At 69.7% G+C, this 23,434-nt stretch carries 19 protein-coding genes and 1 pseudogene; 7 read left to right on the top strand and 13 right to left on the bottom strand.

Translation table 11 applies throughout. The annotated features are described in order from the left end of the window. Positions 1-17: 17 nt before the first annotated feature. From ABZ845_RS02070 to panB, 3 genes are all read right to left on the bottom strand, one after another. The gene (locus tag ABZ845_RS02070) at positions 18-839 is read right to left on the bottom strand and encodes an ABC transporter permease (RefSeq protein WP_360971920.1); all 822 of its coding nucleotides are present in this window, start codon (positions 837-839) and stop codon (positions 18-20) included. Further along, on the bottom strand, positions 836-1,861 hold the full coding sequence (locus ABZ845_RS02065) for an ATP-binding cassette domain-containing protein (protein ID WP_360971918.1): 1,026 nt from the start codon (positions 1,859-1,861) through the stop codon (positions 836-838). Before ABZ845_RS02065 ends, ABZ845_RS02070 begins: the two co-directional genes overlap by 4 nt. A gap of 166 nt (positions 1,862-2,027) precedes the next feature. After that, positions 2,028-2,891 carry a 3-methyl-2-oxobutanoate hydroxymethyltransferase gene (panB, locus tag ABZ845_RS02060; protein WP_360971916.1) on the bottom strand — a complete coding sequence of 288 codons (864 nt, stop codon included), beginning with the start codon at positions 2,889-2,891 and terminating at the stop codon, positions 2,028-2,030. Positions 2,892-3,305: 414 nt separating this feature from the next. Between panB and ABZ845_RS02055 the strand changes: the two genes are divergently transcribed. The 3 genes from ABZ845_RS02055 (at position 3,306) to ABZ845_RS02045 (ending at position 6,867) form a co-directional block, all read left to right on the top strand. Beyond that, a complete protein-coding gene (locus tag ABZ845_RS02055; RefSeq protein WP_360971914.1) occupies positions 3,306-4,901 on the top strand; it encodes an MFS transporter in 1,596 nt (531 codons plus the stop codon). A gap of 104 nt (positions 4,902-5,005) precedes the next feature. After that, on the top strand, positions 5,006-5,662 hold the full coding sequence (locus ABZ845_RS02050) for a TetR/AcrR family transcriptional regulator (RefSeq protein ID WP_360971912.1): 657 nt from the start codon (positions 5,006-5,008) through the stop codon (positions 5,660-5,662). Positions 5,663-5,838: 176 nt separating this feature from the next. Next, on the top strand, positions 5,839-6,867 hold the full coding sequence (locus tag ABZ845_RS02045) for an endonuclease/exonuclease/phosphatase family protein (protein WP_360971910.1): 1,029 nt from the start codon (positions 5,839-5,841) through the stop codon (positions 6,865-6,867). A gap of 353 nt (positions 6,868-7,220) precedes the next feature. On the opposite strand, the gene ABZ845_RS02040 is transcribed toward ABZ845_RS02045, so the two are convergent. Further along, complete coding sequence (locus tag ABZ845_RS02040) at positions 7,221-8,981, bottom strand: NAD+ synthase (protein ID WP_360971908.1); 1,761 nt, start codon at positions 8,979-8,981, stop codon at positions 7,221-7,223. Between the two features lie 106 nt (positions 8,982-9,087). Between ABZ845_RS02040 and ABZ845_RS02035 the strand changes: the two genes are divergently transcribed. Then, complete coding sequence (locus ABZ845_RS02035) at positions 9,088-9,939, top strand: alpha/beta hydrolase (protein WP_360971907.1); 852 nt, start codon at positions 9,088-9,090, stop codon at positions 9,937-9,939. A 71-nt stretch (positions 9,940-10,010) separates the two neighbouring features. Here the strand turns inward: ABZ845_RS02035 and ABZ845_RS02030 are convergent, their stop codons facing one another. The 3 genes from ABZ845_RS02030 to ABZ845_RS02020 all read right to left on the bottom strand — a co-directional run bounded on the left by ABZ845_RS02030 (position 10,011) and on the right by ABZ845_RS02020 (position 14,171). Continuing rightward, positions 10,011-11,951 carry a S53 family peptidase gene (locus ABZ845_RS02030; RefSeq protein ID WP_360971905.1) on the bottom strand — a complete coding sequence of 647 codons (1,941 nt, stop codon included), beginning with the start codon at positions 11,949-11,951 and terminating at the stop codon, positions 10,011-10,013. Positions 11,952-12,813: 862 nt separating this feature from the next. Further along, positions 12,814-13,437, bottom strand: a complete 624-nt coding sequence (locus ABZ845_RS02025; RefSeq protein WP_360971903.1) for a DUF305 domain-containing protein — start codon at positions 13,435-13,437, stop codon at positions 12,814-12,816. Continuing rightward, positions 13,434-14,171: a DUF3105 domain-containing protein gene (locus ABZ845_RS02020; RefSeq protein WP_360971901.1), complete on the bottom strand. Its 738-nt coding sequence runs from the start codon at positions 14,169-14,171 to the stop codon at positions 13,434-13,436. Before ABZ845_RS02020 ends, ABZ845_RS02025 begins: the two co-directional genes overlap by 4 nt. A gap of 158 nt (positions 14,172-14,329) precedes the next feature. Here ABZ845_RS02020 and ABZ845_RS02015 point away from each other — a divergent pair, with 158 nt between their 5' ends. Further along, a complete protein-coding gene (locus ABZ845_RS02015) occupies positions 14,330-14,773 on the top strand; it encodes an Rrf2 family transcriptional regulator (RefSeq protein WP_360971899.1) in 444 nt (147 codons plus the stop codon). 133 nt (positions 14,774-14,906) lie between these two features. On the opposite strand, the gene ABZ845_RS02010 is transcribed toward ABZ845_RS02015, so the two are convergent. Next, positions 14,907-16,088 (bottom strand): globin domain-containing protein, encoded by a 1,182-nt coding sequence (locus ABZ845_RS02010; RefSeq protein WP_360971897.1) that lies wholly within the window; start codon positions 16,086-16,088, stop codon positions 14,907-14,909. A gap of 393 nt (positions 16,089-16,481) precedes the next feature. Between ABZ845_RS02010 and glnA the strand changes: the two genes are divergently transcribed. Continuing rightward, positions 16,482-17,843, top strand: a complete 1,362-nt coding sequence (gene glnA / locus ABZ845_RS02005) for a type I glutamate--ammonia ligase (protein ID WP_360971895.1) — start codon at positions 16,482-16,484, stop codon at positions 17,841-17,843. 91 nt (positions 17,844-17,934) lie between these two features. On the opposite strand, the pseudogene ABZ845_RS02000 reads toward glnA, so the two are convergent. The 5 genes and pseudogenes from ABZ845_RS02000 to ABZ845_RS01980 form a co-directional block, all read right to left on the bottom strand. Further along, positions 17,935-18,246, bottom strand: a pseudogene (locus ABZ845_RS02000) (tyrosine-type recombinase/integrase); the annotation flags it as partial. Positions 18,247-18,273: 27 nt separating this feature from the next. Beyond that, positions 18,274-19,209, bottom strand: coding sequence for a beta-propeller fold lactonase family protein (locus tag ABZ845_RS01995; protein ID WP_360971893.1), 936 nt, complete (start codon positions 19,207-19,209; stop codon positions 18,274-18,276). A gap of 336 nt (positions 19,210-19,545) precedes the next feature. Then, the gene (locus ABZ845_RS01990; protein WP_360971891.1) at positions 19,546-20,595 is read right to left on the bottom strand and encodes a peptidase; all 1,050 of its coding nucleotides are present in this window, start codon (positions 20,593-20,595) and stop codon (positions 19,546-19,548) included. 31 nt (positions 20,596-20,626) lie between these two features. Next, entirely contained in the window at positions 20,627-21,160 is a 534-nt protein-coding gene (locus ABZ845_RS01985) for a hypothetical protein (RefSeq protein ID WP_360971889.1), read from the bottom strand. Positions 21,161-21,532: 372 nt separating this feature from the next. After that, a complete protein-coding gene (locus ABZ845_RS01980) occupies positions 21,533-22,243 on the bottom strand; it encodes a hypothetical protein (protein ID WP_360971887.1) in 711 nt (236 codons plus the stop codon). A gap of 246 nt (positions 22,244-22,489) precedes the next feature. Between ABZ845_RS01980 and ABZ845_RS01975 the strand changes: the two genes are divergently transcribed. After that, positions 22,490-23,326, top strand: a complete 837-nt coding sequence (locus ABZ845_RS01975; protein WP_360971885.1) for a nucleotidyl transferase AbiEii/AbiGii toxin family protein — start codon at positions 22,490-22,492, stop codon at positions 23,324-23,326. Positions 23,327-23,434: the final 108 nt, after the last annotated feature.

The raw sequence follows: 23,434 nt of genomic DNA, 5'->3' as shown, positions 1-23,434 counted from the left end.
CCCTGCCGCGGGGCGGCTCAGGTCTTGTTCGTGAACTTGCGGATGGCGATGGGCGCCATCACCACCGTGAGGGCGACCGACCAGCCCAGCGTCATCAGCACGTCGTGGGCGACCGGCTCGTGGCCGTTCATCAGGCCACGGGCCGCGTCCGCGAGCGTCGAGAGCGGGTTGTAGTCGGTGAAGGCCTGGAGCCAGCCCGGCATGGTCCTGGTCGGGGCGAAGATCGACGAACCGAACTGCAGCGGCATCAGCACAAGGAACCCCATCCCTTGGACGGCCTGGGCACTCTTCATCACCACGCCCAGGGTCAGGAAGATCCACATGACCCCGAAGCCGAAGACCATCGACAGGCCGATGGCCGCGAACAGGCCGGGTACGTTCGACACCGACAGACCCAGCAGGAAGCCCACCACGAGCAGGACAGCGGTGGCGACCAGCATCCGCCCGATCTCCACGGTGATCTTGGCGATCAGGACGGAACCCCGGCTGATGGGCAGGGACCGGAAACGGTCCATGACGCCCTTCTGGAAGTCCTCGTTGAATCCGGTGCCGACACCCTGGGCGATGTTCATGCCCATCATCGCCATCAGGCCGGGGACCACGTAGTTCACATAGGCGTGGCGGTTGTCGGCGCCGGCGATCGCGCCGCCGAAGACGAACACGAACAGCAGGCAGAAGACGATCGGGAAAAGGACCGCGTCGAACATCGACTCCGGGTCCTGGCGGATCCACAGCAGATTGCGGCGGACCAGCGCGCCGATATGGCGCAGATTGCCGCGCAGCCCGATACGGTCGTCCGCGATCGGTGCGGGGCGGGCGGTGACGGTTGCCGTGCTCATACGGCGACCTCCTCACGGGCGGGGGACGCGTCCTGCGGGGCACCGGCCTTGTGGCCGGTCAGGGACAGGAACACCTCGTCCAGGCTGGGCAGTTCGGTGGAGATGTCGGCGATCGTGATGCCGCGGGCGGTGACCGCCCCGACCACCGCGGTCAGCTGCTCGTCGCTGAGGATCGGCACGAGGACGGTGCCGGTCGCGCTGTCCACGGCCGCGCTGCCGGGACCGGTCAGGCCGAACTCGTCCAGCGCGGCGGCCGTCGGGCGCAGCTCCAGCGGGTCGGCCGGGCGGATGCGCAGCGTCCTGCCGCCCACCTTCGCCTTGAGCTCGTCGACACGGCCGGCCGCGACGACCTTGCCGCGGTCGATGACGGTCAGCTCGGAGGCCAGCTGCTCGGCCTCCTCCATGTACTGAGTCGTGAGCAGTACGGTCGCGCCCTCGGCGACCATCCGCTTCACCTCGGTCCACACCTCGTTGCGGGTGCGCGGGTCCAGACCGGTGGTGGGCTCGTCGAGGTAGAGGACCGCCGGGTGGCCGATCATCGAGGCGGCGAGGTCCAGCCGCCGCCGCATGCCGCCGGAGTACGTGGAGGCCGGGCGCTTGGCCGCCTCCGTGAGCGAGAACCGCTCCAGGAGTCCTTCGGCGCGGGCCCTGGCCTCCTTGCGGGGCAGGTCGAGGAGCCGGCCGATCATGTACAGGTTCTCGAAGCCGGAGAGCTTCTCGTCCACCGAGGCGTACTGGCCCGTGAGGCCGATCACACGCCGCGTCTGCCGGGGCCGGCGGACGACGTCGAAGCCGGCGACCGTCGCCCGGCCCGCGTCCGGGGTGATGAGGGTGGACAGGCAGCGCACCAGCGTGGTCTTGCCGGCGCCGTTCGGCCCGAGCACGCCGAGGACGGTGCCCTCGCGCACATCCAGGTCGACGCCGTCCAGTGCCTTGGTGTCGCCGTAGTGCTTGACCAGCCCCCGTACGGTGACGGCCGCGCCCGGGGCGGCGTCGCTGGGGTTCTTGTCGATTCGCGTCATGCCACGGACTGTGTCAGCCACCACCGACAAACCGCCGACAGCCCGCCTACAGCGGGCCCTGGGCACCGACAGAACGCTGACATCCGCCGTCGGCTACGGCAGCAGCCCGCCGACGGGGGACGATCGGCGGGCTGCTGTGCGCCCCTGGGGCGCCGGAAGAGGGCACTCAGTGCACCGAGTGCTCCTCAAGCGGGAACGTTCCGCCCACCACGTCCGCGGCGAACGCCTTGGCGGCGTCCCCCATGACCTGGCGCAGATCGGCGTACTGCTTCACGAACTTCGGGACCCGGCCGCCGGTCAGTCCCATCATGTCCGTCCACACGAGCACCTGCGCGTCCGTCTCGGGACCCGCGCCGATGCCGACGGTCGGGATGTGCAGGGTGCGGGTGACCTCGGCGGCCAGCTCCGCCGGGACCAGCTCCAGGACGACCGCGAACGCGCCCGCGTCCTGCACCGCCTTGGCGTCACGCAGCAACTGCTGCGCCGCCTCCTCGCCACGGCCCTGCACGCGGTAGCCCATGGCGTTCACGGACTGCGGGGTCAGGCCGATGTGCGCCATGACCGGGATCCCGGACTCCACCAGCAGCTCGATCTGGCGGTGCGAACGCTCACCGCCCTCCAGCTTCACCGCGCCGACCCCGGCCTCCTTGACCAGGCGGGTGGCGGAGCGCAGCGCCTGCACCGGGCCCTCCTGGTACGAGCCGAAGGGCAGGTCGCCGACGATCAGGGCGCGCTTGGTGCCCCGTACGACCGCGGCCGAGAGCAGCGTCATCTCGTCGAGGGTGACGGGTACCGTCGTGTCGTACCCGAGGTGGCAGTTGCCCATGGAGTCACCGACGAGCATCACCGGGATGCCGGCCTCGTCGAACACGGAGGCGGTCATCGCGTCGTAGGCGGTGAGCATGGGCCACTTCTCGCCGCGCTCCTTGGCGGCGGCGATGTCGCGCACGGTGATGCGGCGGGTGCTCTTGCCTCCGTACAGCGCCTTGCTGCTGTCGGGCTGCCCCTGGGCAGCGGGAAGCTGCGTCATAGCAACGCTCCTTCTGTCATCTCGAGGCGCCCTGTCGGCGTCCCCGGACCACTCCCCATGGTGGCACTTCGTGCCACGCCCCGGCTAGTACAGGGGCGCTCCGCTCGGGGGCGGGTCGTCCCTGCGGGTCCGTCGTGGCAGTTCGCGCAGTTCCCCGCGCCCCTGAAGACCACGCTCCGCACACACACGCGCACGACGGCGTACCCAGGAGGGCCCCTGCCGGAGTGGCTGACAGGGGCGCGGGGAACTGCGCGAATCCCCACGACGCACCCGCGGACGACGGCGTACGGGAGGTCTCCCGGCAGGGGCGCGGGGGACTGCGCGACCGACCACGGCGCACCCCCGCGATAAAGGCTCCGTAAAGTATTCCGATACGAGACCGTTCCGTATCGGAAGTCGCCTAACCTCCTATGCATGACTACCCCTGCTGCCCCTGTCGAGCGGCGGGTTCCCGAGGCCGTCCACCGCCGCCGGTGGGCCATCCTCGGTGTGCTGATGCTCAGCCTGCTGATCGTGGTGCTCGACAACTCCATCCTGAACGTCGCCATCAAGACCATCTCCTCCCCGGCGCCTACCGGTCTGGGTGCCACCCAGAGCCAGCTGGAGTGGGCGATCAACGCCTACACCCTCGTCTTCGCCGGCCTGCTGTTCACCGCCGGTCTCCTGGGCGACCGCCTGGGCCGCAAGAAGACACTGCTGGCAGGTCTCGCGGTGTTCGGTGCCGGATCGGCGCTCGCCGCCGAGTCGGGCTCGTCCGCTCAGCTCATCGCGTTCCGCGCCCTCATGGGCCTCGGTGCCGCCTTCGTGATGCCCGCGACGCTCGCCGTCCTCATGAACGTCTTCGAGCGCGACGAGCAGCCCAAGGCCATCGGTATCTGGGCCGGCGGCGTCGGTCTCGCCGTCGCGATCGGCCCCATCACCGGAGGTGTGCTCCTCGCCCACTTCTGGTGGGGCTCCGTCTTCCTGGTCAACGTGCCGATCGTGATCCTCGCCCTGGCGCTGATGATCTGGCTCGTCCCCGACTCGCGCGACCCCAGCCCCGGCCGTGTCGACCCCATCGGCGTCGTCCTGTCGGTCGTCGGCCTGGTCCTGCTCGTCTACGGCATCATCAAGGGCGGTCAGCTCGCCGACTTCACCGACGCCAAGGTCCTGGCGACGATAGCCGCCGGTCTCGCCGTGCTCGCCGCCTTCGTCGTGTTCGAGAAGCGCAGCGACCACCCGTCCATAGACGTCACGTACTTCAAGAACAAGGTCTTCTCCGCCGCCATCGCTGCCATCGCGCTGGTCTTCTTCGCGCTGATGGGCGTGACGTTCTTCTCCGTCTTCTACACCCAGAGCGTGCGCGGCTACTCGCCGCTCCAGACCGGTCTGCTGATGCTGCCGCTGGCCGCCGCGCAGATGATCTTCGCGCCGCGCGCCCGGCTGCTGGTGGACCGCTTCGGCAACAAGGCCACCACCACCGCGGGCATGCTGATCATCGCCGCGATGCTCGCCGCGTTCGCCACGCTGAAGGCGGACACCCCGATCTGGATCCTCGAGGTCGTGTTCTTCTTGATGGGCACGGGTATGGCGCACATCATGACCCCGACCAGCGTCGTCATCATGCAGGCCCTGCCCCGCGAGAAGGCCGGCTCGGCGTCCGCGCTCAGCAACACCTTCCGCCAGGTCGGCGGAGCGCTCGGCATCGCGGTCCTCGGCTCCGTCCTGTCGACGGCGTACCGCAACGGCATTCAGGACAAGCTCTCCCTTCTGCCGGCGGGCATCCGCCACACCGCGGGTGAGTCGATCGAGGCGACGCTCGGCGTGGCGGCGAAGCTCGGCCCGAACGGCAAGGCCCTCGTCGCTCCCGCCAACGACGCGTTCCTGCACGCGATGCACATCACGGCGCTGTGCGGCGCCGGTGTCGCGGTGCTCGGCGCGATCAACGTGGCACTGTTCCTGCCCGGGAAGGCGCCCGCCCCGCACAGCGGCGGCAAGGAGGAACCCACGTTGGTCGCGGCCGATCACTGACCGTGCGTCATGACCGGGCACTCGGGGGACCGGGTGCCCGGTCGGGCCCACAGGGGGATGCCACCGGTGGATAATCACTCGGACCAGCAAGGACGGAGTCGAAAGTGAGCCTCGCGGAGAGCCGGCCCCAGCAGGACTGCCCCGTACGGGGGCGTCCCCGTAGTGAGGCCGTCGAACGGGCCATCCTCGAAGGCGTGATGAGGCTCATGGAGGACGGCGTGCCCCTCGCCGACCTGTCGATAGAGCGCATCGCCCGTACCGCGGGTGTCGGCAAGGCCACCATCTACCGCCGGTGGAGCAACAAGGAAGACCTGTTCGTCGACGTCCTGCGGGCCGGCGAGCCCAAGGACCCCGACCTGCCCGGCACATCCGTGCGCGACGACCTCGTGGTCCTCGTGGAGGCACTGCGGCGGCGCGGCCTCGCCAGCCGCTCCTCGGCGATGCTGCACAACGTGTACGCGCAGATGAAGAGCAGCCCCAAGCTCTGGGCCGCCTACCACACCACCGTCGTCGCCCCCCGGCGCAGACTCGCGCTCGAAGTCCTGCGCCGCGGGCAGAAGAACGGCGAACTGCGGCCGGACCTGGACCTCGAGCTGATGAACGACATCTTTGTCGGCCCCATGCTCGTGCGTACGGTGCTGCACCCCGACAGGACCCTCGAGGAGGATCTGGCCGAACGGATAGTCGACGCGGTACTGGAGGGGCTACAGCCCGTCAGCTCAGGCCCGGCCGGTCCGGGTTCCGTCGACTCCCGGTCATAGTGTGACCGTTTCGTCACAGAAGCTCCCTCTCGCATGCGGATCCGGAACCCTGGGCACCGCCTGACCCGTCCTCGTGCCCGTAGGGCCCCATGGGGCGCGGAAAAGACATCGATCATCCCCTAGGGTCGTCATCACGGGGGGACGACGGTGTGCACGGCAGGTTGTGAGGCGACGGTATGGCGCAGGCGTATGCGGCGGAGACGGGCAGCGGTGGCACGGGGCCGGACCGCAGAGGCTCCCGGCTCCGGCGCCTGTACGTCACCCTGCGCACCGACCGCGGTGTCTGGCGCCGCGGGATCGTGCTGGCGGCACTCGCCGTCATCCTCGCGCTGGTGATGCTGCTGCACGCGCGGATCCCCAACACCTATGGCAACCTCGGCAGTCTCACCGAGACGTTTCTGCCCTGGCTCGGCATGGTGTTCATCCCGCTGCTGCTGATCCTCGCGCTGGTGCGCAGGTCGGCTACCGCGCTGATCGCGTTGCTGGTGCCCCTCGTGGTGTGGCTGAACCTGTTCGGCGGACTGTTCGGCGACAAGACCGCCCCCGGCGGTGATCTGACCGTCGCCACGCACAACGTCAACGCGGGCAACCCCGACCCCGCGAAGACGGCGCGCGACGTGGCCGCCTCCGGCGCGGACGTGCTGGCCCTGGAGGAGCTGACGCGCACCTCGCAGTACGAAGAGGCGCTCAAGCCGTGGTACAGGTACCACTCGGTGCAGGGCACGGTCGGGCTGTGGAGCAAGTACCCGTTGAGCGACGTGCGGACCGTGAACATCGAAATGGGCTGGACCCGCGCGATGCGCGCCACGGTGGCCACGCCGTACGGGCAGGTCGCCGTCTACGTCGCCCATATGCCCTCGGTGCGGGTCAAGATGGCGTCCGGGTTCACCGCGCGCCAGCGGGACAACAGCGCGGACGCGCTCGGCGAGACCATCAAGTCCGAGCCGCTGCCCAGGGTGATCCTCCTCGGCGACCTCAACGGCACCATGAACGACCGCTCGCTGAACGCCATCACATCCCAGATGCGCTCCACCCAGGGTGCGGCGGGCAGCGGCTTCGGCTTCAGTTGGCCGGCGTCCTTCCCGATGGCACGGATCGACCAGATCATGGTCAAGGGCGTCGACCCGGTCAGCTCCTGGACCCTGCCCCGCACCGGCAGCGACCATCTCCCGATCGCGGCCCGCGTGAAGGTCACCACGTCGTAACCTCCCGGAACGCGGTTTTCGCGCGGTTCCCCGCGCCCCTGTTGGGTGCGGGGACGTCGTGGTCCTTTGCGTAGTCCCCGCGCCCCCAACGGGGTGGGTGGGGGTTCTTGCGTAGCGCCCCGTGTTCCCTCTCGGACATCGAACCCGACGCGCGGAGCGCGCCCGGCAGGGGCGCGGGGAACTGCGCGAGGGATCACGATGCACCCGCTGACGACGACGTGGCAGGGGTACCCCGATGGGGGCGCGGGGAACTGCGCGAGGGATCACGATGCACCCGCTGACGACGACGTCACAGGGGCACCCCGATAGGGGCGCGGGGAACTGCGCAGAACCCTCGCGCCGAGCGGCCAGCGCTACGCGTGTTCGCGCCAGCGATTGGTGATCGGCAGCCGCCGGTCCTTACCGAAACCCTTCGCCGAGATCTTCGTGCCCGGAGGGTACTGGCGCCGCTTGTACTCCGCCGTGTCGACCATGCGCAACGTCCTCACCACCAGGTCACGGTCGAAGCCCGCCGCCACGATCGCGTCCGCGCCCTGGTCGCGGTCCACGTACAGGTCCAGGATCGCGTCCAGCACCGCGTAGTCGGGCAGCGAGTCGGTGTCGACCTGGCCCGGGCGCAGCTCCGCGCTCGGCGGCTTGGTGATCGAGCTCTCCGGGATGGGCGGGGTCTCGCCCCGCTCCTCCGCGGCGCGGTTGCGCCAGCGCGCCAGCTCGAAGACCGACGTCTTGTAGACGTCCTTGATCGGGCCGTACGCGCCCACCGCGTCGCCGTACAGCGTCGAGTAGCCGACCGCCAGCTCCGACTTGTTGCCGGGCGCGAGCACGATATGGCCCTCCTGGTTGGAGAGCGCCATCAGCAGCGTGCCGCGCAGCCGGGCCTGGAGGTTCTCCTCCGCCAGGCCGGTCAGGCCCAGCGATTCCATATACGCGGAGAACATCGGTTCGATGGGGACCGTGCGTAGGTTCAGACATGTCCGGCGTGCCAGCTCCGCCGCGTCGTCCCTCGAGTGCCCGGAGGAGTACTTCGACGGCATCGACACGCCGTAAACGTTCTCGGCGCCCACCGCGTCGCACGCGATGGACGCCACCAGCGCGGAGTCGATGCCGCCCGACAGGCCGATGAGGACGGACCGGAAGCCGTTCTTCCTGACGTACGCCCGCAGGCCCGTGACCAGCGCCGAGTAGACCTCTTCGTCGTCGCTCAGGCGCGGCGCGTAGCCGCCCGTCAGGCCGGGCTCGGGCTCGTACGGTGCGAGCGGCTCCTCGGACAGCACCAGGCGGTCGACGCGCAGACCGTCGTCCACCACGCCGCTCGGCGCGTCGGCCCGGGCCGCGGGCAGGTCCAGATCCAGGACCAGGCACTCCTCGGCGAACTGCGGCGAACGCGCCACCACCTTGCCGTCCGGCGCGACGACGATGGAGTCCCCGTCGAAGACCAGTTCGTCCTGGCCGCCCATCATCGCCAGATAGGCGGTGGTGCAGCCCGCTTCCTGCGCCCGCTTGCGCACCAGCTCCAGACGCGTGTCGTCCTTGTCGCGCTCGTACGGCGAGGCGTTGACGGAGAGCAGCAGTCCGGCCCCCGCGGTGCGCGCGGCCGGTACGCGCCCGCCCTCCTGCCACAGGTCCTCGCAGATGGCGAGCGCGATGTCGACGCCGTGCAGCCGCAGGACGGGCATCGTGTCGCCGGGCACGAAGTAGCGGAACTCGTCGAAGACGCCGTAGTTGGGCAGGTGGTGCTTGGCGAAGGCGAGCGCCACCGCGCCGCGGTGCAGCACCGCCGCCGCGTTCTGCGGGGTGCCGGCGGGCTGGCCGTACTTCGGCTGGGCCGTGTCGCAGCGGTCGAGGTAGCCGACGATCACAGGCAGCTCTCCGAGGCCCTCTTCGGCCAGGCGCGCGGCCAGCGCCCGCAGGGCGGCACGCGAGGCCTCCACGAAGGAGGAGCGCAGGGCCAGATCCTCGACGGGGTAGCCGGTCAGCGCCATCTCGGGGAACGCCACCAGATGCGCTCCCCGCTCGGCACAGTGCCGACTCCGGCGGACGATCGTCTCCGCGTTCTTGGCGAGATCACCGACGGTGGAGTCGATCTGGTTCAGGGCGAGGCGTAGTTGAGGCACGCGCCCAGTCTAGAGGCCGGTAATCGTCAGAGCGACATTATGGGGCCCCGGGGCGTCCCACGTCCGGGCGAGCGCGCGGCGGCCGGGGCGTCTACGCTCGTGAGTCATGATCGAGGGACGTGCCGTCGAGGAAGGCATGAGGTACGTACGGGTCGACGGTGTCGCCCACCATGTGCGCGTCGACGGCACCGGACCGCTGTGCGTCCTGAGCCCCGGCCTCGGCATGTGCTGGTTCGACTGGGACCGGGTCGTCCCGCTGCTCGCGCCGTGGCGGACCGTGGTGCGCTTCGACCGGCCCGGGCTCGGGCTCAGCGGGCCCGCGCGCACCTGGCCCACACTCGCCGCCGAGGCCCGGCGCATCGGACAGGTCCTCGACGCCCTCGGACTCGACGGTCCCGCGACCGTCGTCGGGCACTCGCTGGCCGGCTTCCACGCCGAGGCGTTCGCCCGGCTCCACCCGGGGCGGGCGGCGGGAGTCGTGCTCGTCGACTCCAGCATCGAGGAGAACGCGCGCCCCCGTGTCGCGGGCGGGCTCCGCAACGCCGCCACGCGCGTGTGCGCCGCGCTCGTGGGGGCCTCCGGGGTGCCGCGCGCCCTGCTGCCCGGGCTGCGGCGCGCCGTCGTACGGGCCTCCCGTGCCGGGGGCGGCGACCCGGCACCGTATGCCCTCGTCCGCGGCGTCTACTCCACACGTCGCGCGTTCGACGCCATCATGGCCGAGAACACGACGTACATCGATGTGGCCGCCGAACTCACCGCGTTGCGCCGGGAGTCGCCGTTCCCTGACGTCCCCGTCACCGTGCTCGCGGCGGGCGCGGAACCCTGGCTCGACCGCCAGCGGGACCTCGCCGCCCTCCTGCAGGGCACCTTCCGGGTGGCCGAGCCCTCCGGACACCTGGTGATGCTGGACCGGCCCCGGGACATCGCCGAGGCCGTGCTGGAACAGCGTCCCGCGTGAAACGCGGGTGCGCCCCGCCCCTCGAAGGAGGAGCGGGGCGCACGCGTGAAGCGGGTTGAGCAGGGTGTGCGTCAGCGGCGACGGTAGGAGTCGACGTAGCCGGGAGCGGGCGAGCCCACACCGGTGACGTCGTCGTAGCCCTTCACGGCCGACAGCGAGCTGTCCTTGCCGAGGCTGCGCACGGAGACCGCCGTACCGCCGGTGGCGTCGAAGCCGTTGACGAAGTCGACGCGCGCGACCGCGAGGTCCTTGCCGGTCGGCTTGTCCACCACGTCGTGGTACAGGTTCTTGCTGTACCGGGCGTAGATCTCCGGGTTGGCGAAGCCGAGCGCCTTACCGCCGCCCGCCTCCTGGGCCAGTGCCTGGACGGCGGAGATCACCGGAGCGGCCAGCGAGGTGCCGCCGATGCGGTACTCGCTGTACTGCTGCGACCCGTCCGGGAAGGTCTGCGTCTGGCCGACCAGGAAACCGGTGTTGGGGTCGGCGATCGCCGAGATGTCCGGGACGACACGGTTGCCCGTGGCGCTGTTGGCCGTGGCCAGCGCGTTCGGGACGATGCCCTTCTGGTAGTAGGGCTCCGCCACCGTGCTGCTGGTGCCGCCGCCCGCGCCAGAGGTGTACGCACCGGGGAAGTTCGTCCAGCTCTTGCCGTCCGCGGACAGCGTGGCCTTCTCGGTGCCCCAGCCGGTCTCCCACTGGTACTTGTCGCCCTTGCCGACGGCCAGCGAGGTACCGCCGACCGCGGTCACCCACGCCGAGTTGGCCGGGGTGTCGACCTGCTTCTTGCCGGTGTTGGCGACCTCGTCGCCGTTGTCACCGGAGGAGAAGTAGAAGCCGATGCCCTGGACCGCGCCGAACTGGAACACCTGGTCGTAGGCCGCCGCGAGGTCGGGCGTCTGGTTGGCCTCGACGTCGCCCCAGGAGTTGGAGACGATGTCGGCCAGGTGGTTGTCGACGACCTTGCTGAGCGAGTCGAGCAGGTCGTCGTCGTAGCAGGACGCGGCACCGACGTACGTGACATCGGCGGCGGGCGCGACCGCGTGCACGGCCTCGACGTCGAGCGTCTCCTCGCCGTACCAGCCGGCGGCCTTGCACTCGTCGGTCTTGGTGTAGGCGTTCGGCAGGGCCTGGTGCAGCTGGCTGGTCTTCCAGGCCGCGTCACCGTTCTTCTTCGCGTACGAACCCGCGTCGAAGGCGATGGTCGGGGACGCGTAGGCATCCGTGATGGCGATGCGGACGCCCTTGCCCGTGTACTTGCCGGCGCCGTAGGCGGAGCGCAGCTGCTTGCCGGTGTAGCCCTTGATCGCGTACGGGATCTTGGTGCCGTACGCGTCCGGCAGCGTGCTCGCGGTGTTCGAGCCGAAGTACGTGGAGAACGGCCCGGAGTTCTTGAACACCGCGTCCGGCGGGGGCAGCGCGTCGTCGTGGTTCGCCTTGTGCGGGGCGTTGTCGAGACCGGTGACGGTCAGGACGGCACCCTGCAGGCTCTGCGGCACCGTGGCCGCAGTCGACGGCGCGTGGTACGTCTTGGAGCCCTTGGCGTAGTTGTGCAGCTGGGTGCCGAACGCCTTCTCGGCGGCGGCCACGTCACCGGTGACGGAGACGTAGTGCTGCGTGGCACCGGTGACCTTCAGGCCGGCCGACTGCAGCCACGACTTCACCGCGGCCACCTGGGCCTTGGTCGCGCCGAAGCGCTGCTGCGTCTGCTTGGCCGTCAGGTACTTGCCGTACAGCGGCGAGTGCGGGTCCGACACGGCCCGCGCGTAGGCGGCGAGGCCCGAGGCGTTGCGGCCGGCGAAGTAGACCCGAGCGCTGACCTGGGCGTTGTCCGCGGTGGCGCCCTTGTCCGTCTTGGGCGTCGCCCACTGGGGCTTGGTGCCCGCGAGGGCGTCCCGGCCGGGGTGGTCCGCGGCGTGCGCCGTGGGTATGCCGAGCGCCAGTGCACCGGCCAGCAGCGGCAGAGTCGCCGCCATGCTCACGCCGGCGCGCGTCTTGGCGCGATTGGATCTCATATAACCCCCTGCAATGCGATTCGTCGCATCTCGTGGTCGGTCTGTGGTGATCCGCGTAGAACGCCGTGCGAGGGAGGCACGACGAATGGATCACACGTGGGGGTCACTCTTTCGATGAACGGTTCATGTCAGGGGAATGAAAGGGTCAAGAAGAGGCCAAGTGGCCGTGAAGGCGGGGTGTTTGGGGCGATTTGGGTGGCCACTGTATGTTGCGGATTGATTGCGATTCCCGGAGATCGTTTGCGGTGCCGGCCGTCGGCCAAAACGGGGGCCGGGTTCCGGCCGCAGGGCCTCGCATCGGCCGCCCGGTCCCGGTCCCGGTTCCGACCCCGGCTTCCGGAGTCATCTGCGTGCAGGGCCAATATGACGATGTTTCAGGGCAAGGCCGTTCATTCGTCGCAAGTCTCGCCGGTCACCGCGCAGTTGGGGGCGTCATGCAACGCAAGGCTGCCGTGGTCCAGGAGGGCCACGCCTCGCAGTGGCTCTGGTTTCCGGGATGACTCGCGGTCGGCGGGTGCCTGGCTCTCGGGCTCGCCACCCTGCTGACCGGGGGGGCCTGATCGCCGTGACCGCCGCCGGCGCGTTCCTCCTCCTGCGCAAGGGGCATCGGAACGCAGTTGTGGGGAGCGTAGCGGGCCTGGCCCTGCCCCTCTTCTGCCTCGCCTGTCCCAACCGGGGCGGTCCGGGGACCGTGTGCCGGGCGACCGCCGCGGGACGGACGTGCACCGACGAATACACGCCAGTCCCGTTCCTGGCCGTCGGGGTGGTCCTGTTCGGGGCCGGATCCCTGGCCTTCCGGATGCTCGACCGCAGGGGGCGGTGAGCCGGGCGCCCCGGCGCACCGCCGTGCGGACCGGCCCGGTCAGCGCGGTTTCGCGCCGCGCTCCTTGAGCATGTCGGCCATGAGCTGGATCTCGGACTGCTGTGAATCGACCATGTCCTGGGCGAGCCTCTTCCCCGCGCCCACCGTGCACTTGGCGACACAGCCCTCGGCCATGTGGATGCCGCCCTTGTGATGGTCGGTCATCAGCTGGAGGTAGAGGATCTCGGCCTGTTTGCCCTGGAGCGAACCCAGCTTCCTCATGTCGGTGTTGGTCGCCATGCCGGGCATCAGCGCGCCGTCCTCGCCGGAGGCCATGCCACCCATGCCCATCCAGGTCATCGGAGGATCGGCGGACACCTTCGGCAGCCCCCACAGATCGAGCCAGCCGAGCAGCATGCCCCGCTGGGCCCCCTGCGTCTGCGCGATGTCGTACGCGAGCAGGCGTACCTCCTTGTTCGTCGTGCGGTCGCGCACGACGAACGACATCTCCACCGCCTGCTCGTGGTGGACGGCCATGTCCCGGGCGAAGCCCGCGTCCGCGGAGTCGGCCGTCGGCACCTTGCCGGCGGGGGAGCCGTCGTTCTCGGCGGACGCGTAGGTGATGGCCCCCGCCGCGACCAGCGCCGCCGCCGCGGCGCCCGCGATCCAGGCGATATGCCTCACTGGCCCAGCCCGCCCGTGCACGGGGCGCCCGGCTCGGGCGTCGTGGGGCCCTGGTCGAACTCCTTGATGAACTTGTCGACATTCGGGTCGCTCGCGCTCTTCACGGTGCGCTGGTGGGCCCAGGCGCTGAGCATGATCGGGTCCTTCTGGTCCTCGACCGGGCTCATCATGATGAACCTCTCCCGCCTGACCTTGGCGGCGAGCGCCTCGACATCGGCCTTGGCGGCCTTGCTGTTGTACGTCACCCAGACCGCGCCGTGCTCCATGGAGTGCACGGCGTTCATGTTGTTGATCGGCTTGCCGTAGACGTCGCCGTCGCAGTTCTGCCAGACGGGGTTGTGGTCGCCGCCGACCGGGGGCTCCACCGGGTACGTCACGGTCTTGGTGGTGTGGTTGCGGCCCAGCGTGCCCTTCCAGGTCTTCACACCGTCCGCGCCGGTGACGAAGTGGCCCGGGCCCGTCTTGCCGCCCGCGCCCTTCATACCGCTCGTGCCGTTCGTGCCGCTCATGCCCTTCGCGTCGCTCATGCTCTTCGCGTCGCTCGCCGCGGCGGCCTTGTCGCCGGACCGCGACTGGAGCAGGACGACACCACCCACGGCGAGAGCGGCGACGACGGCCACGCTCGCGGTGACGGCCAGGGTCCGGTTGCGGCGCTCACGGGAGCGCTGGGTGCGGCGCATCTCCTCTATGCGAGCCTTGCGCTCGGTGGAACCGGTCGTGTCGGCGGGGCCCATGGCGGAGTCCTTTGAGGGGAGAGGTGAAGGGACGGGCGGGTCCGCCGATCGTAGTGGGGCGGGAGCGTCCCCGGGCGCGAAGATCACGCGAATGGCAGAACGAGGAGACTTCCCGCACATAATTTGAAGCTGAGATGCGCATTATTTACGCTGGATGAATGCGGCTGCTGCGCTCCACCGACCTGGCACTGCGCGTCCTGATGCGACTGGCCGTCGCCGACGGCACCAGCCCCACGACCCGCGAGGTCGCGGAGGCCATGGACGTGCCGTACACGCATGCCGCGAAGGTCGTCGCCGAGCTGCAGCACATGGGGCTCCTCCAGGCCCGGCGGGGCCGGGGCGGCGGGCTCGCGCTCACCGAGGCCGGGCGCAAGGCGTCGGTCGGCGCGATCGTGCGCGCATTCGAGGGAGAGGGCGACGTCGTCGACTGCGAGGGGGCCACGCCCTGCCCCCTGCACACCGGGTGCCGGCTGCGCGGTGCGCTGCGCCGGGCCCAGGAGGCGTTCTTCGCCGCGCTGGACCCCGTGACGGTGGAGGACGTGGTGGCGGCGCCTACGGGACCGCTGCTGCTGAGCATCTCCCGGATGCCTTCCTCCCACTGAGCAGAACGCTGCAGGTGACCGCCGGCCCGGTACGGCAATCACCCCGTGGGACCAGCCTCGGGAACAACGAGGGCAAGGATGCGGGGGAGGGCGGCTCGTGCATCACGAGCCTCCCTCCGGCACCCGGGGCCGGTCAGTTCTGGGCCAGCCACAGGTCGGGGCCGAACACCTCGTAGTGGATGTCCGCGGGTGCCACGCCCTTGCCGATGAGCTGAGTGCGCACCGCCCGCATGAAGGGCAGCGGACCACACAGGTACGCGCGCGTGCCCGGCGCGACCGCCACCCCGGCCAGGTCGACCCGGCCGGTGTGCGCGGACTCCGGCGCCTCGTTCTCGTACCAGAAGTGCACGGCGGACTCAGGCAGCTTGGCCGCGAAGCCCTCGTGGTCGCCGCGCAGGGCGTGCGTGCCGGGGGTGCGATCCGCGTGCACGACCGTGACCGGGGAGCCGTGGCCGGTCCGGGCGAGCTGCTCGAGCATGGCGATCATCGGGGTCACTCCGATGCCGGCGGAGGCCAGCAGCAGGGGCTCGTCCGTGGCGTTCAGGACGAGGTCGCCGTACGGGGCGGACAGCTCCAGAACGTCGCCCTCGTGCACATGCGCGTGGAGGTGGCCGGAGACCTCGCCGTCGGGGGCCGTGTCGTCCTGCACACGCTTGACGCTGATCTGCCGCAGCGGCGAGCCCGGGGCGGCGGAGAGGCTGTACTGGCGGATCTGCCGGGCGCCGTCCGGCAGCTCGACGCGGACGGAGACGTACTGGCCGGCCCGGAAGTCCGGAACCGGGCCGCCGTCGGCCGGGCGGAGCTGGAAGGTGGCGACGTCCGCGGTCTCCTCGACGCGCCCGGCGACCTCCCAGGTCCGCCAGCCGGTCTGCCCGCTCGCCTCGTACAGCCGCTTCTCGATGGCGATCAGGGCGTTCGCCATCAGCCAGTAGACCTCGTCCCAGGCGGCTGCCACCTCGGGGGTGACCGCGTCGCCGAGGACCTCCACGATCGCCGCGAAGAGGTGCTCGTGGACGACCTTGTACTGCTCGGGCGTCACGCCCAGCGAGGCGTGCTTGTGCGCGATGCGGTTCAGCATCACGTCGGGCCGCTCGTCCGGATGGTCCACGAGGTAGGAGGCGAAGGCCGCGATGGAGCCCGCCAGGGCCTGCCGCTGGGTGCCGGCCGCCTGGTTCGCGCGGTTGAACATGCTGCGCAGCAGCTCGGGGTGGGCGGCGAACAGACCGTCGTAGAAGCGATCGGTGATCTCCCCGAGGGAGGCGCCGACGACGGGGAGCGTGGCACGCACGGTGACGGCGGACTGTTCGGACAGCATCGGGGCTCCTTTGTGAAGGGCGGGTACGGCCTTCTCCGGCCGCACATCACGCTAGTAAAACTTTCATTTGAGATGCAAATTTAAGGGAGCCGATGTGAGGAACCAGACCGGACCCTGGCCGGAGCGGGCCGGACTCGACCGGACCTGATCGGATCCCGACTGGAGATCGCCCATTACGCGAGGGCCGCCGAACCGGCAAGATGGGCGTCAGAGGGTTTTTGAACCCCTGGGGCAGGACACCTGCCGCACGCGCGGGTCCGGGCCGGAGACGGCCGGATGATCAAGGTCCGCAACGCGCATGAAATGGTGTTGTGGTGGGATGCTCAGGTGCGCGACCGCCTCCCGCATTGCGGGAGCCAGGCGGCCTGACCAGCAAGGATGGGGAAGCGGAAGATGGACAAGCAGCAGGAGTTCGTGCTCCGTACGTTGGAGGAGCGCGACATCCGGTTCGTACGCCTGTGGTTCACGGACGTGCTGGGCTTCCTCAAGTCCGTGGCCGTGGCCCCCGCCGAGCTTGAGCAGGCGTTCGACGAGGGCATCGGATTCGACGGCTCCGCCATCGAGGGCTTCGCGCGGGTCTACGAGTCCGACATGATCGCCAAGCCTGACCCGTCGACCTTCCAGGTGCTGCCGTGGCGCGCCGAGGCCCCGGGTACGGCCCGTATGTTCTGCGACATCCTGATGCCCGACGGCTCGCCGTCGTTCGCGGACCCGCGCTACGTCCTCAAGCGCGCCCTGAACCGAGCCTCCGACCTGGGCTTCACCTTCTACACCCACCCGGAGATCGAGTTCTTCCTGCTGAAGGACCGACCCCTGGACGGCACCCGCCCCACCCCGGCCGACAACTCCGGCTACTTCGACCACACCCCGCAGAACGTCGGCATGGACTTCCGCCGCCAAGCGATCACGATGCTGGAGTCGATGGGCATCTCGGTCGAGTTCTCCCACCACGAGGGCGCGCCGGGCCAGCAGGAGATCGACCTGCGCTACGCCGACGCGCTGTCCACGGCGGACAACATCATGACGTTCCGCCTGGTCATGAAGCAGGTGGCGCTGGAGCAGGGCGTTCAGGCGACCTTCATGCCCAAGCCGTTCTCCGAGCACCCCGGCTCCGGCATGCACACGCATCTCTCCCTCTTCGAGGGCGACCGCAACGCGTTCTACGAGTCGGGCGCGGAGTTCCAGCTCTCCAAGGTCGGCCGATCCTTCATCGCCGGCCTGCTGCGGCACGCCGCGGAGACCTCCGCGGTCACCAACCAATGGGTGAACTCCTACAAGCGCATCTGGGGCGGCTCCGAGCGCACCGCGGGCGCGGGCGGCGAGGCGCCGTCGTACATCTGCTGGGGCCACAACAACCGCTCGGCCCTGGTCCGCGTCCCGATGTACAAGCCGGGCAAGACCGGCTCGGCGCGTGTCGAGGTCCGCTCGCTGGACGCGGGCACCAACCCGTACCTGGCCTACGCGGTCCTGCTGGCCGCCGGCCTGAAGGGCATCGAGGAGGGCTACGAGCTTCCGCCGGGCGCCGAGGACGACGTCTGGGCCCTCACGGACGCCGAGCGCCGCGCGATGGGCATCGAGCCCCTCCCGCAGAACCTCGGCGAGGCCCTCGCCCTGATGCAGCGCAGCGACCTGGTCGCCGAGACGCTCGGGGAGCACGTCTTCGACTTCTTCCTGCGCAACAAGAAGCAGGAGTGGGAGGAGTACCGCAGCGAGGTCACGGCGTTCGAGCTGCGCAAGAACTTGCCTGTGCTGTAGGCACAGGTCAGCGGGCCTGTCGCTCGATTCTCAGGAGGGGCTCACGGTCGCGGACCGTGGGCCCCTCGGTTACTCCTATTGCCCCTGGGCCGTCCGGCGCCGGATCGGTGCGCTGAAACACGGAGTCCACGGCCTTGCGGCCACGGCCCTCGCTGCTCGGGAGCGGGTGCGTGTACACGCGGAGCGTGAAGCCGGGGTCAGCGTGCCCCAGGTACGTACTCAGGGCCTTGATGTTCTCGCCCGCGTCCGGAAGCACGGACGCGTAGAAGTGCCTGAGCGCGTGCATGCCGTGTTCGCGCGCCGCCTGGTGACGCTCACCCGGCTCGGGCTCCGGGATGACCCCAGCCGCGACGAGAGCGGACTTCCAGAATCGCGTGTTGAAGTGCGTACGTCTCACCGCGCCGTAGCAAAGGCGCGACATGACCTGTCATCACTGGTGGCCGGGCTTCCTCGGTTTCTCGGGCTTGTCGCGCCTGTGTTTCTTGTCGTGCTTGCCGTTGTGGTGGTGGCGTTTTTCGCAGTGTCCGTCGCGTTTGATGGTGGTGGGGTCGGTGGCGGTGGTGGTGTCGGGGGTGCTGCCGCCTCCGGTGACCGTGACGGTGTTGGTGACCTGCTTCGGCGCCCTGCAGGACGCCTTGACCGTGAGCTTGATCTTCGGGTAGCTGCCGGCGGGGGCGAGGGTGTCGTTGCGGGTGCAGGTAAGGGTGGCCAGGGTGCAGGCCCATCCGGTGCCGCTGAGGGAGGTGGCGGTCAGTCCCGTGGGGAGGGTGTCGGTCACGGTGACGGTGGTGCCGTCGGTCGCGCCGGTGCCGTTGTTGGTGACCGTGATCCTGTAGGCGTTCTTCTCGCCCTGGACGAACGCGCCGCGGTGGGTCTTGGTGACGGTCAGGGAGGGGAAGGGCGGCGTGCCGATGGCCACACCGGTCGGCTGGGTGCCGACGGTGATGGTGGCGGTGACTGTGTTCGTCGTCGTGTCGATCACCGACACCGTGCCCGTAGACAGATGGGTGACGTAGGCGCGGGCGCCGTCGGGGGTGATGGCCACACGGACCGGGCCGCTGCCGACGGTGATGGTGGTGGTGACCGTGTTCGTGGTCGTGTCGATCACCGACACCGTGCCCGAGCCGAGATCGGTGACGTAGGCGTGGGTGCCGTCGGGGGTGATCGCCACACCGGTCGGCTGGGTGCCGACGGTGATGGTGGTGGTGACTGCGTTCGTGGTCGTGTCGATCACCGACACCGTGCCCGAGCGGAAATTGGCGACGTATGCGTCCGTCGTGGGGGCGGCCGCCCGTGCCGGGACCGCAGCCAGGACCGGCAGGGACAATCCCGCCAGCATGGCCAGGACCGTCATGACCAACCGCATCCAGATCCCCGGGCGTGGCCTGGACCTGCTCCTGTCCGGTACCGGGCCGCCCCGTGGAAGCCCGGACCGCTTGCCCACATGTGGGATCACGAACGCCTCACCTCGCCAGGAAGAGCGGCCGCGACCGGACACACCGTGGGCGCCGACAGCGCACCGCAGCCACACACGACATGTGACTGCGCGTCACTCTTGTTGGATTTCACCTTGCTCCTGGCGCAGTGCTGAAGAGCCGAATGGCTTGAGTGCCCAACTCGAATGCACCAGGGTGGCGACGGACTCGCCACGGGACGTGCCGCCCTTGGTCGGACGAGGGACTCGCTGCCGTGACCGGGGTGACTACCGCTCCGCCCCTGCTGCTCCCTGTGCCTGTTGACGTCGTCTGCGTCGCCATGACATCACCGCGACGGGGAAGGCAATACTGGCCAGCACCGCCCCGGCGGCTCCTCCATACAGGACCGAGTCGCTGCTGCCGGCATCGGTGTGCGCCCGCCCCGAGGGCCCGTAGCCAGAATGGGCAGGGAAGGTCACGCGGGCGCTGTATGTCCCGTCATACATGCCGCTTTCGAGGTGAAGCCTGGCGTTCCAGGGGCCGTTCGCCAACTGGTCGGTCACCGGAACCGTCACGGGCTCGGACTCACCGGGCGCGAGGGTGGTGCCGAGCTGGACGGCGTAAGGCCCGGCGCTGACGCTCCCTTTCACCTTGCTCAGGTTCAGGGTTCCCTTCAAGTCCAGAGCGCGGCCTCCGGTGTTGTGAACCTGGGCCCGGACGATCGCCCGGCCGGTCCGGTCCCGTTCGCCGGTCATCGTGCTGACACTGAATCTGGTGGGCGGCGGATTGTGGCCCTCCACGGAGAGGTACACCCGGATTCCAGCCCGGTTGACGAGGGTGACTCCCGGGCCGTTCCCGGAAGACATCTGTGCCCAGATGACGCCGTACCGTTCGCCGGGGGCCGCGTCCCCCGGCACGTGAATCGTCACGGTCGTACGGGCCTTGGAGTGAGCCGACAGTACGAGCCGGTTGCTGCTCAGCGAGGTCCATGAAGTCAGTTCGCTTCTTCGGCTCCCGAGCGGGGCTCCGATGAACGAACCGTTTCTGATCTCCGCAGCGCCCGGATACATCGTCACGCGCACCGGTCCGCTGGAGGTGTTGGCCACCTCCACGCGTCGGCGGATGGTGGTGCCGGGGCGTAGGTCGTCGATGACGTAAAAATGTGCGCGTGTGTCGTTCACCAGGGACGCTGGGATGTCGACGAGCCGTACAGAAAAGCTATTGCTGCCGCCGGTCCCCTCCGCCGCCCGCGGGGATGCGGTCGCGGACGGAGGGGCGCTGATGCTCCCGCCGAGCGCCAGCAGACACAGCGCTCCAGCCGGAATGTACTTGTGCACGGAAAGAGCCTCGCGTCCGGTTTCGGTTACGTCATGCCACGGAATGCGTGACCGTTGAGCTGTATGTCCCCGCCAGCGCGTTCGCAGGGACCGTCACGGAGATGGTGGGATTCCAGCTGGCCGTGTTGTTGCCGCTGACGCCGGTGGCGGTTACCACGGCGCCTGGCGGATACAGCGGGGACAGGTTCGTCGCGGTCGCGGTGACAGTACCGGTCGTGGTCACAGTGCCCGGCGCGTAGGAACTGGAGCCTGGGGCGGAGACCGAGATGTTCTGGGGGCCCGTGAAGTCCACCGCGTTTGCCGTCACCGTCCAGCCTGCGGTGCCGGAGCGGAGGTCCGAGACAGTGACGTTGCCCAGCTGGCCGCTGATCTGCTGCGGGCTGTCGCTGGACGCGGTCGTACCGAGGCTGGTCGTCCCTGTCGGCACTGTGATTCCCAGCGTGCCCTGGCCGGCCACCGTCAGTGTCACAGGGGTACCCCCGCTCGTGTCGGCGGAGGCCGGTGCGGGAGAGGCTAGAGCGGCCACAGTGCACAGCATGACGGCCAGGGGAATGCGACGGCGCATTCTCTTTTTCCTCTCAGGGGGAGACGAAGCAGCGTCCCGCTGCATGATCAATTGGGATTGTGTGTGGCCACCCCAGCGCGCACGACGGTTCCTCGTGCCGACACGATCACAGCTAGCCCTCTGGATCAATATGCATACATTCTCTGGGAGTTCGTCAGCGGGTACATGAGCGGTGTCTTCGGCCAAGGCGTCATCTCATGCGGTGAGCCCGGGGCGGCAGTTGAGGGTGCAGGCAATGCGGCCTCGTGCCTTTGTCGGTCCATCGTGGCCGCGCTCGTACCCCCAGCCACCCCCTCAAGCCGCTGGACAGCGGCGACGAGCATCGGCAGGCCTCGGGGGCGTTGTCCGTCGCGGGTCAAGGGCTGAGTGTTGTCAGTGGTCGTGGCGATCGCAGTGGTCATGACGCCCGTCGTGGCTGTCGTGCCCGCGGTGCTTGATCGTCGTGGTGTCGGTGGCGGTGTGGGTGGTGGTGTCACCGCCTCCGGTGACGGCAGCGATGTTGGTGACCCGTGCGCGGGCGGTGCAGGAGACGTCGGCCTTCAGGGTGACGGGCGGGTAGCTGTGCCGGGCAGGCAGGACGTCGCTGCGGGCACAGGTGAGGGTGGCCGGAATGCAGTGCCATCCCCTGCCGGCGATCCTTTCGGCCCGAAGACCTGCGGGGAGGATGTCGTGGACGGTGACCGTGGTGCCATCGGTCGGGCCGGCCGTGGGGGCGTTGCCCACAGTGATGGTGTAAACGCCGTCCTCTCCCCGGGTGAAGGTGCCCGCGTGACTCTTGGCGATCGTCAGGGAGGGTCCGACCGCGGTGACCGTAAATGTGAGGCCGGTAGTGCCGGTGCCAGCGGTGCTGTCGGTGCCGCGGGGGTCAGTGGTGGCGGTGCCGCTGGGTCCGGTGTGGCCGGTGGTGGTGAAGGTGTCGACCACCGGCACCGTCCCGTTGTCGGCATGTGCGACATGGGCGCGCTGATCCGTGGCGGTCCAGGCTGTGGCCAGGACGATCGCCGGGACGGCCAGCCCGGCTACCACGACCGCACCCGCCTTGCGGGCCCGCACCCTCAGCCGCAGTCGAAACCTGCCGCCCATACCTTCCGTGCCGCGGCTTGCTCGAGCCCGCCCTCTCCCGTGCCTGAACACCGAAATCTCCGCTTCCGAACCGTCGACAACAAGCCGTAATTACTCATCGTGACATGAACATCACTTTACGCTTCCACGGATGGGCTCTCGGATACGACACGACGGTGATCGCGGCGAGCACACGAGACTCGACAAACACAGCGGACGGGCGAGGGGTGCGCCGAGGCCGGACGGGATCCGGCCGACCTGGACTTCGTGGTTCTGCCGGACCTGAACAGCCCCGTGGATCCTCTGGACCCGTACCCGTACGTGGACCGGTTCGAGGAAGTCCAGCAGTGGCCGGAAGCCTTCGACGGCGCGGCACGGTACGAGATCTGGACCGACGGGGAGGAGGAATGCGAGACGCGCGGACTGCGCCCGCGCGTTCCCCCGGACGGGATGTGCTGGGAACGGCACGCCGGTCCGGACCGCGTCCCTCCGTACGACGACCTGCTTGACCTGGTGCGCCGACGGCCTCAGGCGGCAGCGGGCGTGGTCCTCGACCCCGACAACGCCCGCCACGACCACACCTGGGGCTATGCCTACCGCGGACACGACACGGGCCCGGACATGGTCCGGGTCACGGAAGCGGCCGGAGTCCGCGTACTCGTTCCATGGCGGGCGGAGGGCGTGACCGGCGGTGAGGTCCAGATCGACTTCGCCCTCGACGAGAGGCTTCCCCGGCTCCCGGTGTGGACCCTGGTGCCCCGTGGAGACGGTGGCGCACCGTCGGTCGTCCGCACGGCGAGCCGGGAACTGTCGCTGGCCTGGAAGCTTCTGTGGCTGCACACCGATGCCGCGACCGGCGACGGGCCGCAGTGCAAGGACCTGTACGACGCCGTCCTCTTGGCGGAGGACGATCGCACCCGGCTATCACCGCGCCTGCTGCGGGAGGTTCTCCGGGGCTCCCTCGCTGGTGCCGCGCCGGATGGCTTCAGCCTGGACCCGGGCACGTTCGACGAAGCGGACTGGACGGCGTTCCGGACGGATCATCCCCTTGTGCGGGGAACCGCACAGGGCTGGCTCGACCGGCTCACCACGGCTCTGGCGTGACATCTCGCGCGACCGAGCGGTCACCGGGTCGTGCCGGCCACGTCCGGCATGCGGGTCGGGTCGGGCCCGGTCGGTGCCGGCCAGGTCCGGTCGGCCGTCCCGGCCAAG

It is taken from the genome of Streptomyces sp. NPDC047022, assembly GCF_040644155.1.
Lineage (GTDB): Bacteria > Actinomycetota > Actinomycetes > Streptomycetales > Streptomycetaceae > Streptomyces.
This window is presented reverse-complemented; position numbering and strand designations above follow the sequence as displayed.

Coding starts and splice junctions, on each gene's coding strand:
- ABZ845_RS02070 (WP_360971920.1), bottom strand. CDS start 839: ATGAGCACGGCAACCGTCACCGCCCGCCCCGCACCGATCGCGGACGAC.
- ABZ845_RS02065 (WP_360971918.1), bottom strand. CDS start 1,861: ATGACGCGAATCGACAAGAACCCCAGCGACGCCGCCCCGGGCGCGGCC.
- panB (WP_360971916.1), bottom strand. CDS start 2,891: ATGACGCAGCTTCCCGCTGCCCAGGGGCAGCCCGACAGCAGCAAGGCG.
- ABZ845_RS02055 (WP_360971914.1), top strand. CDS start 3,306: ATGACTACCCCTGCTGCCCCTGTCGAGCGGCGGGTTCCCGAGGCCGTC.
- ABZ845_RS02045 (WP_360971910.1), top strand. CDS start 5,839: ATGGCGCAGGCGTATGCGGCGGAGACGGGCAGCGGTGGCACGGGGCCG.
- ABZ845_RS02035 (WP_360971907.1), top strand. CDS start 9,088: ATGATCGAGGGACGTGCCGTCGAGGAAGGCATGAGGTACGTACGGGTC.
- ABZ845_RS02030 (WP_360971905.1), bottom strand. CDS start 11,951: ATGAGATCCAATCGCGCCAAGACGCGCGCCGGCGTGAGCATGGCGGCG.
- ABZ845_RS02020 (WP_360971901.1), bottom strand. CDS start 14,171: ATGGGCCCCGCCGACACGACCGGTTCCACCGAGCGCAAGGCTCGCATA.
- ABZ845_RS02015 (WP_360971899.1), top strand. CDS start 14,330: ATGCGGCTGCTGCGCTCCACCGACCTGGCACTGCGCGTCCTGATGCGA.
- ABZ845_RS02010 (WP_360971897.1), bottom strand. CDS start 16,088: ATGCTGTCCGAACAGTCCGCCGTCACCGTGCGTGCCACGCTCCCCGTC.
- glnA (WP_360971895.1), top strand. CDS start 16,482: ATGGACAAGCAGCAGGAGTTCGTGCTCCGTACGTTGGAGGAGCGCGAC.
- ABZ845_RS01995 (WP_360971893.1), bottom strand. CDS start 19,209: ATGCGGTTGGTCATGACGGTCCTGGCCATGCTGGCGGGATTGTCCCTG.
- ABZ845_RS01985 (WP_360971889.1), bottom strand. CDS start 21,160: ATGCGCCGTCGCATTCCCCTGGCCGTCATGCTGTGCACTGTGGCCGCT.
- ABZ845_RS01980 (WP_360971887.1), bottom strand. CDS start 22,243: ATGGGCGGCAGGTTTCGACTGCGGCTGAGGGTGCGGGCCCGCAAGGCG.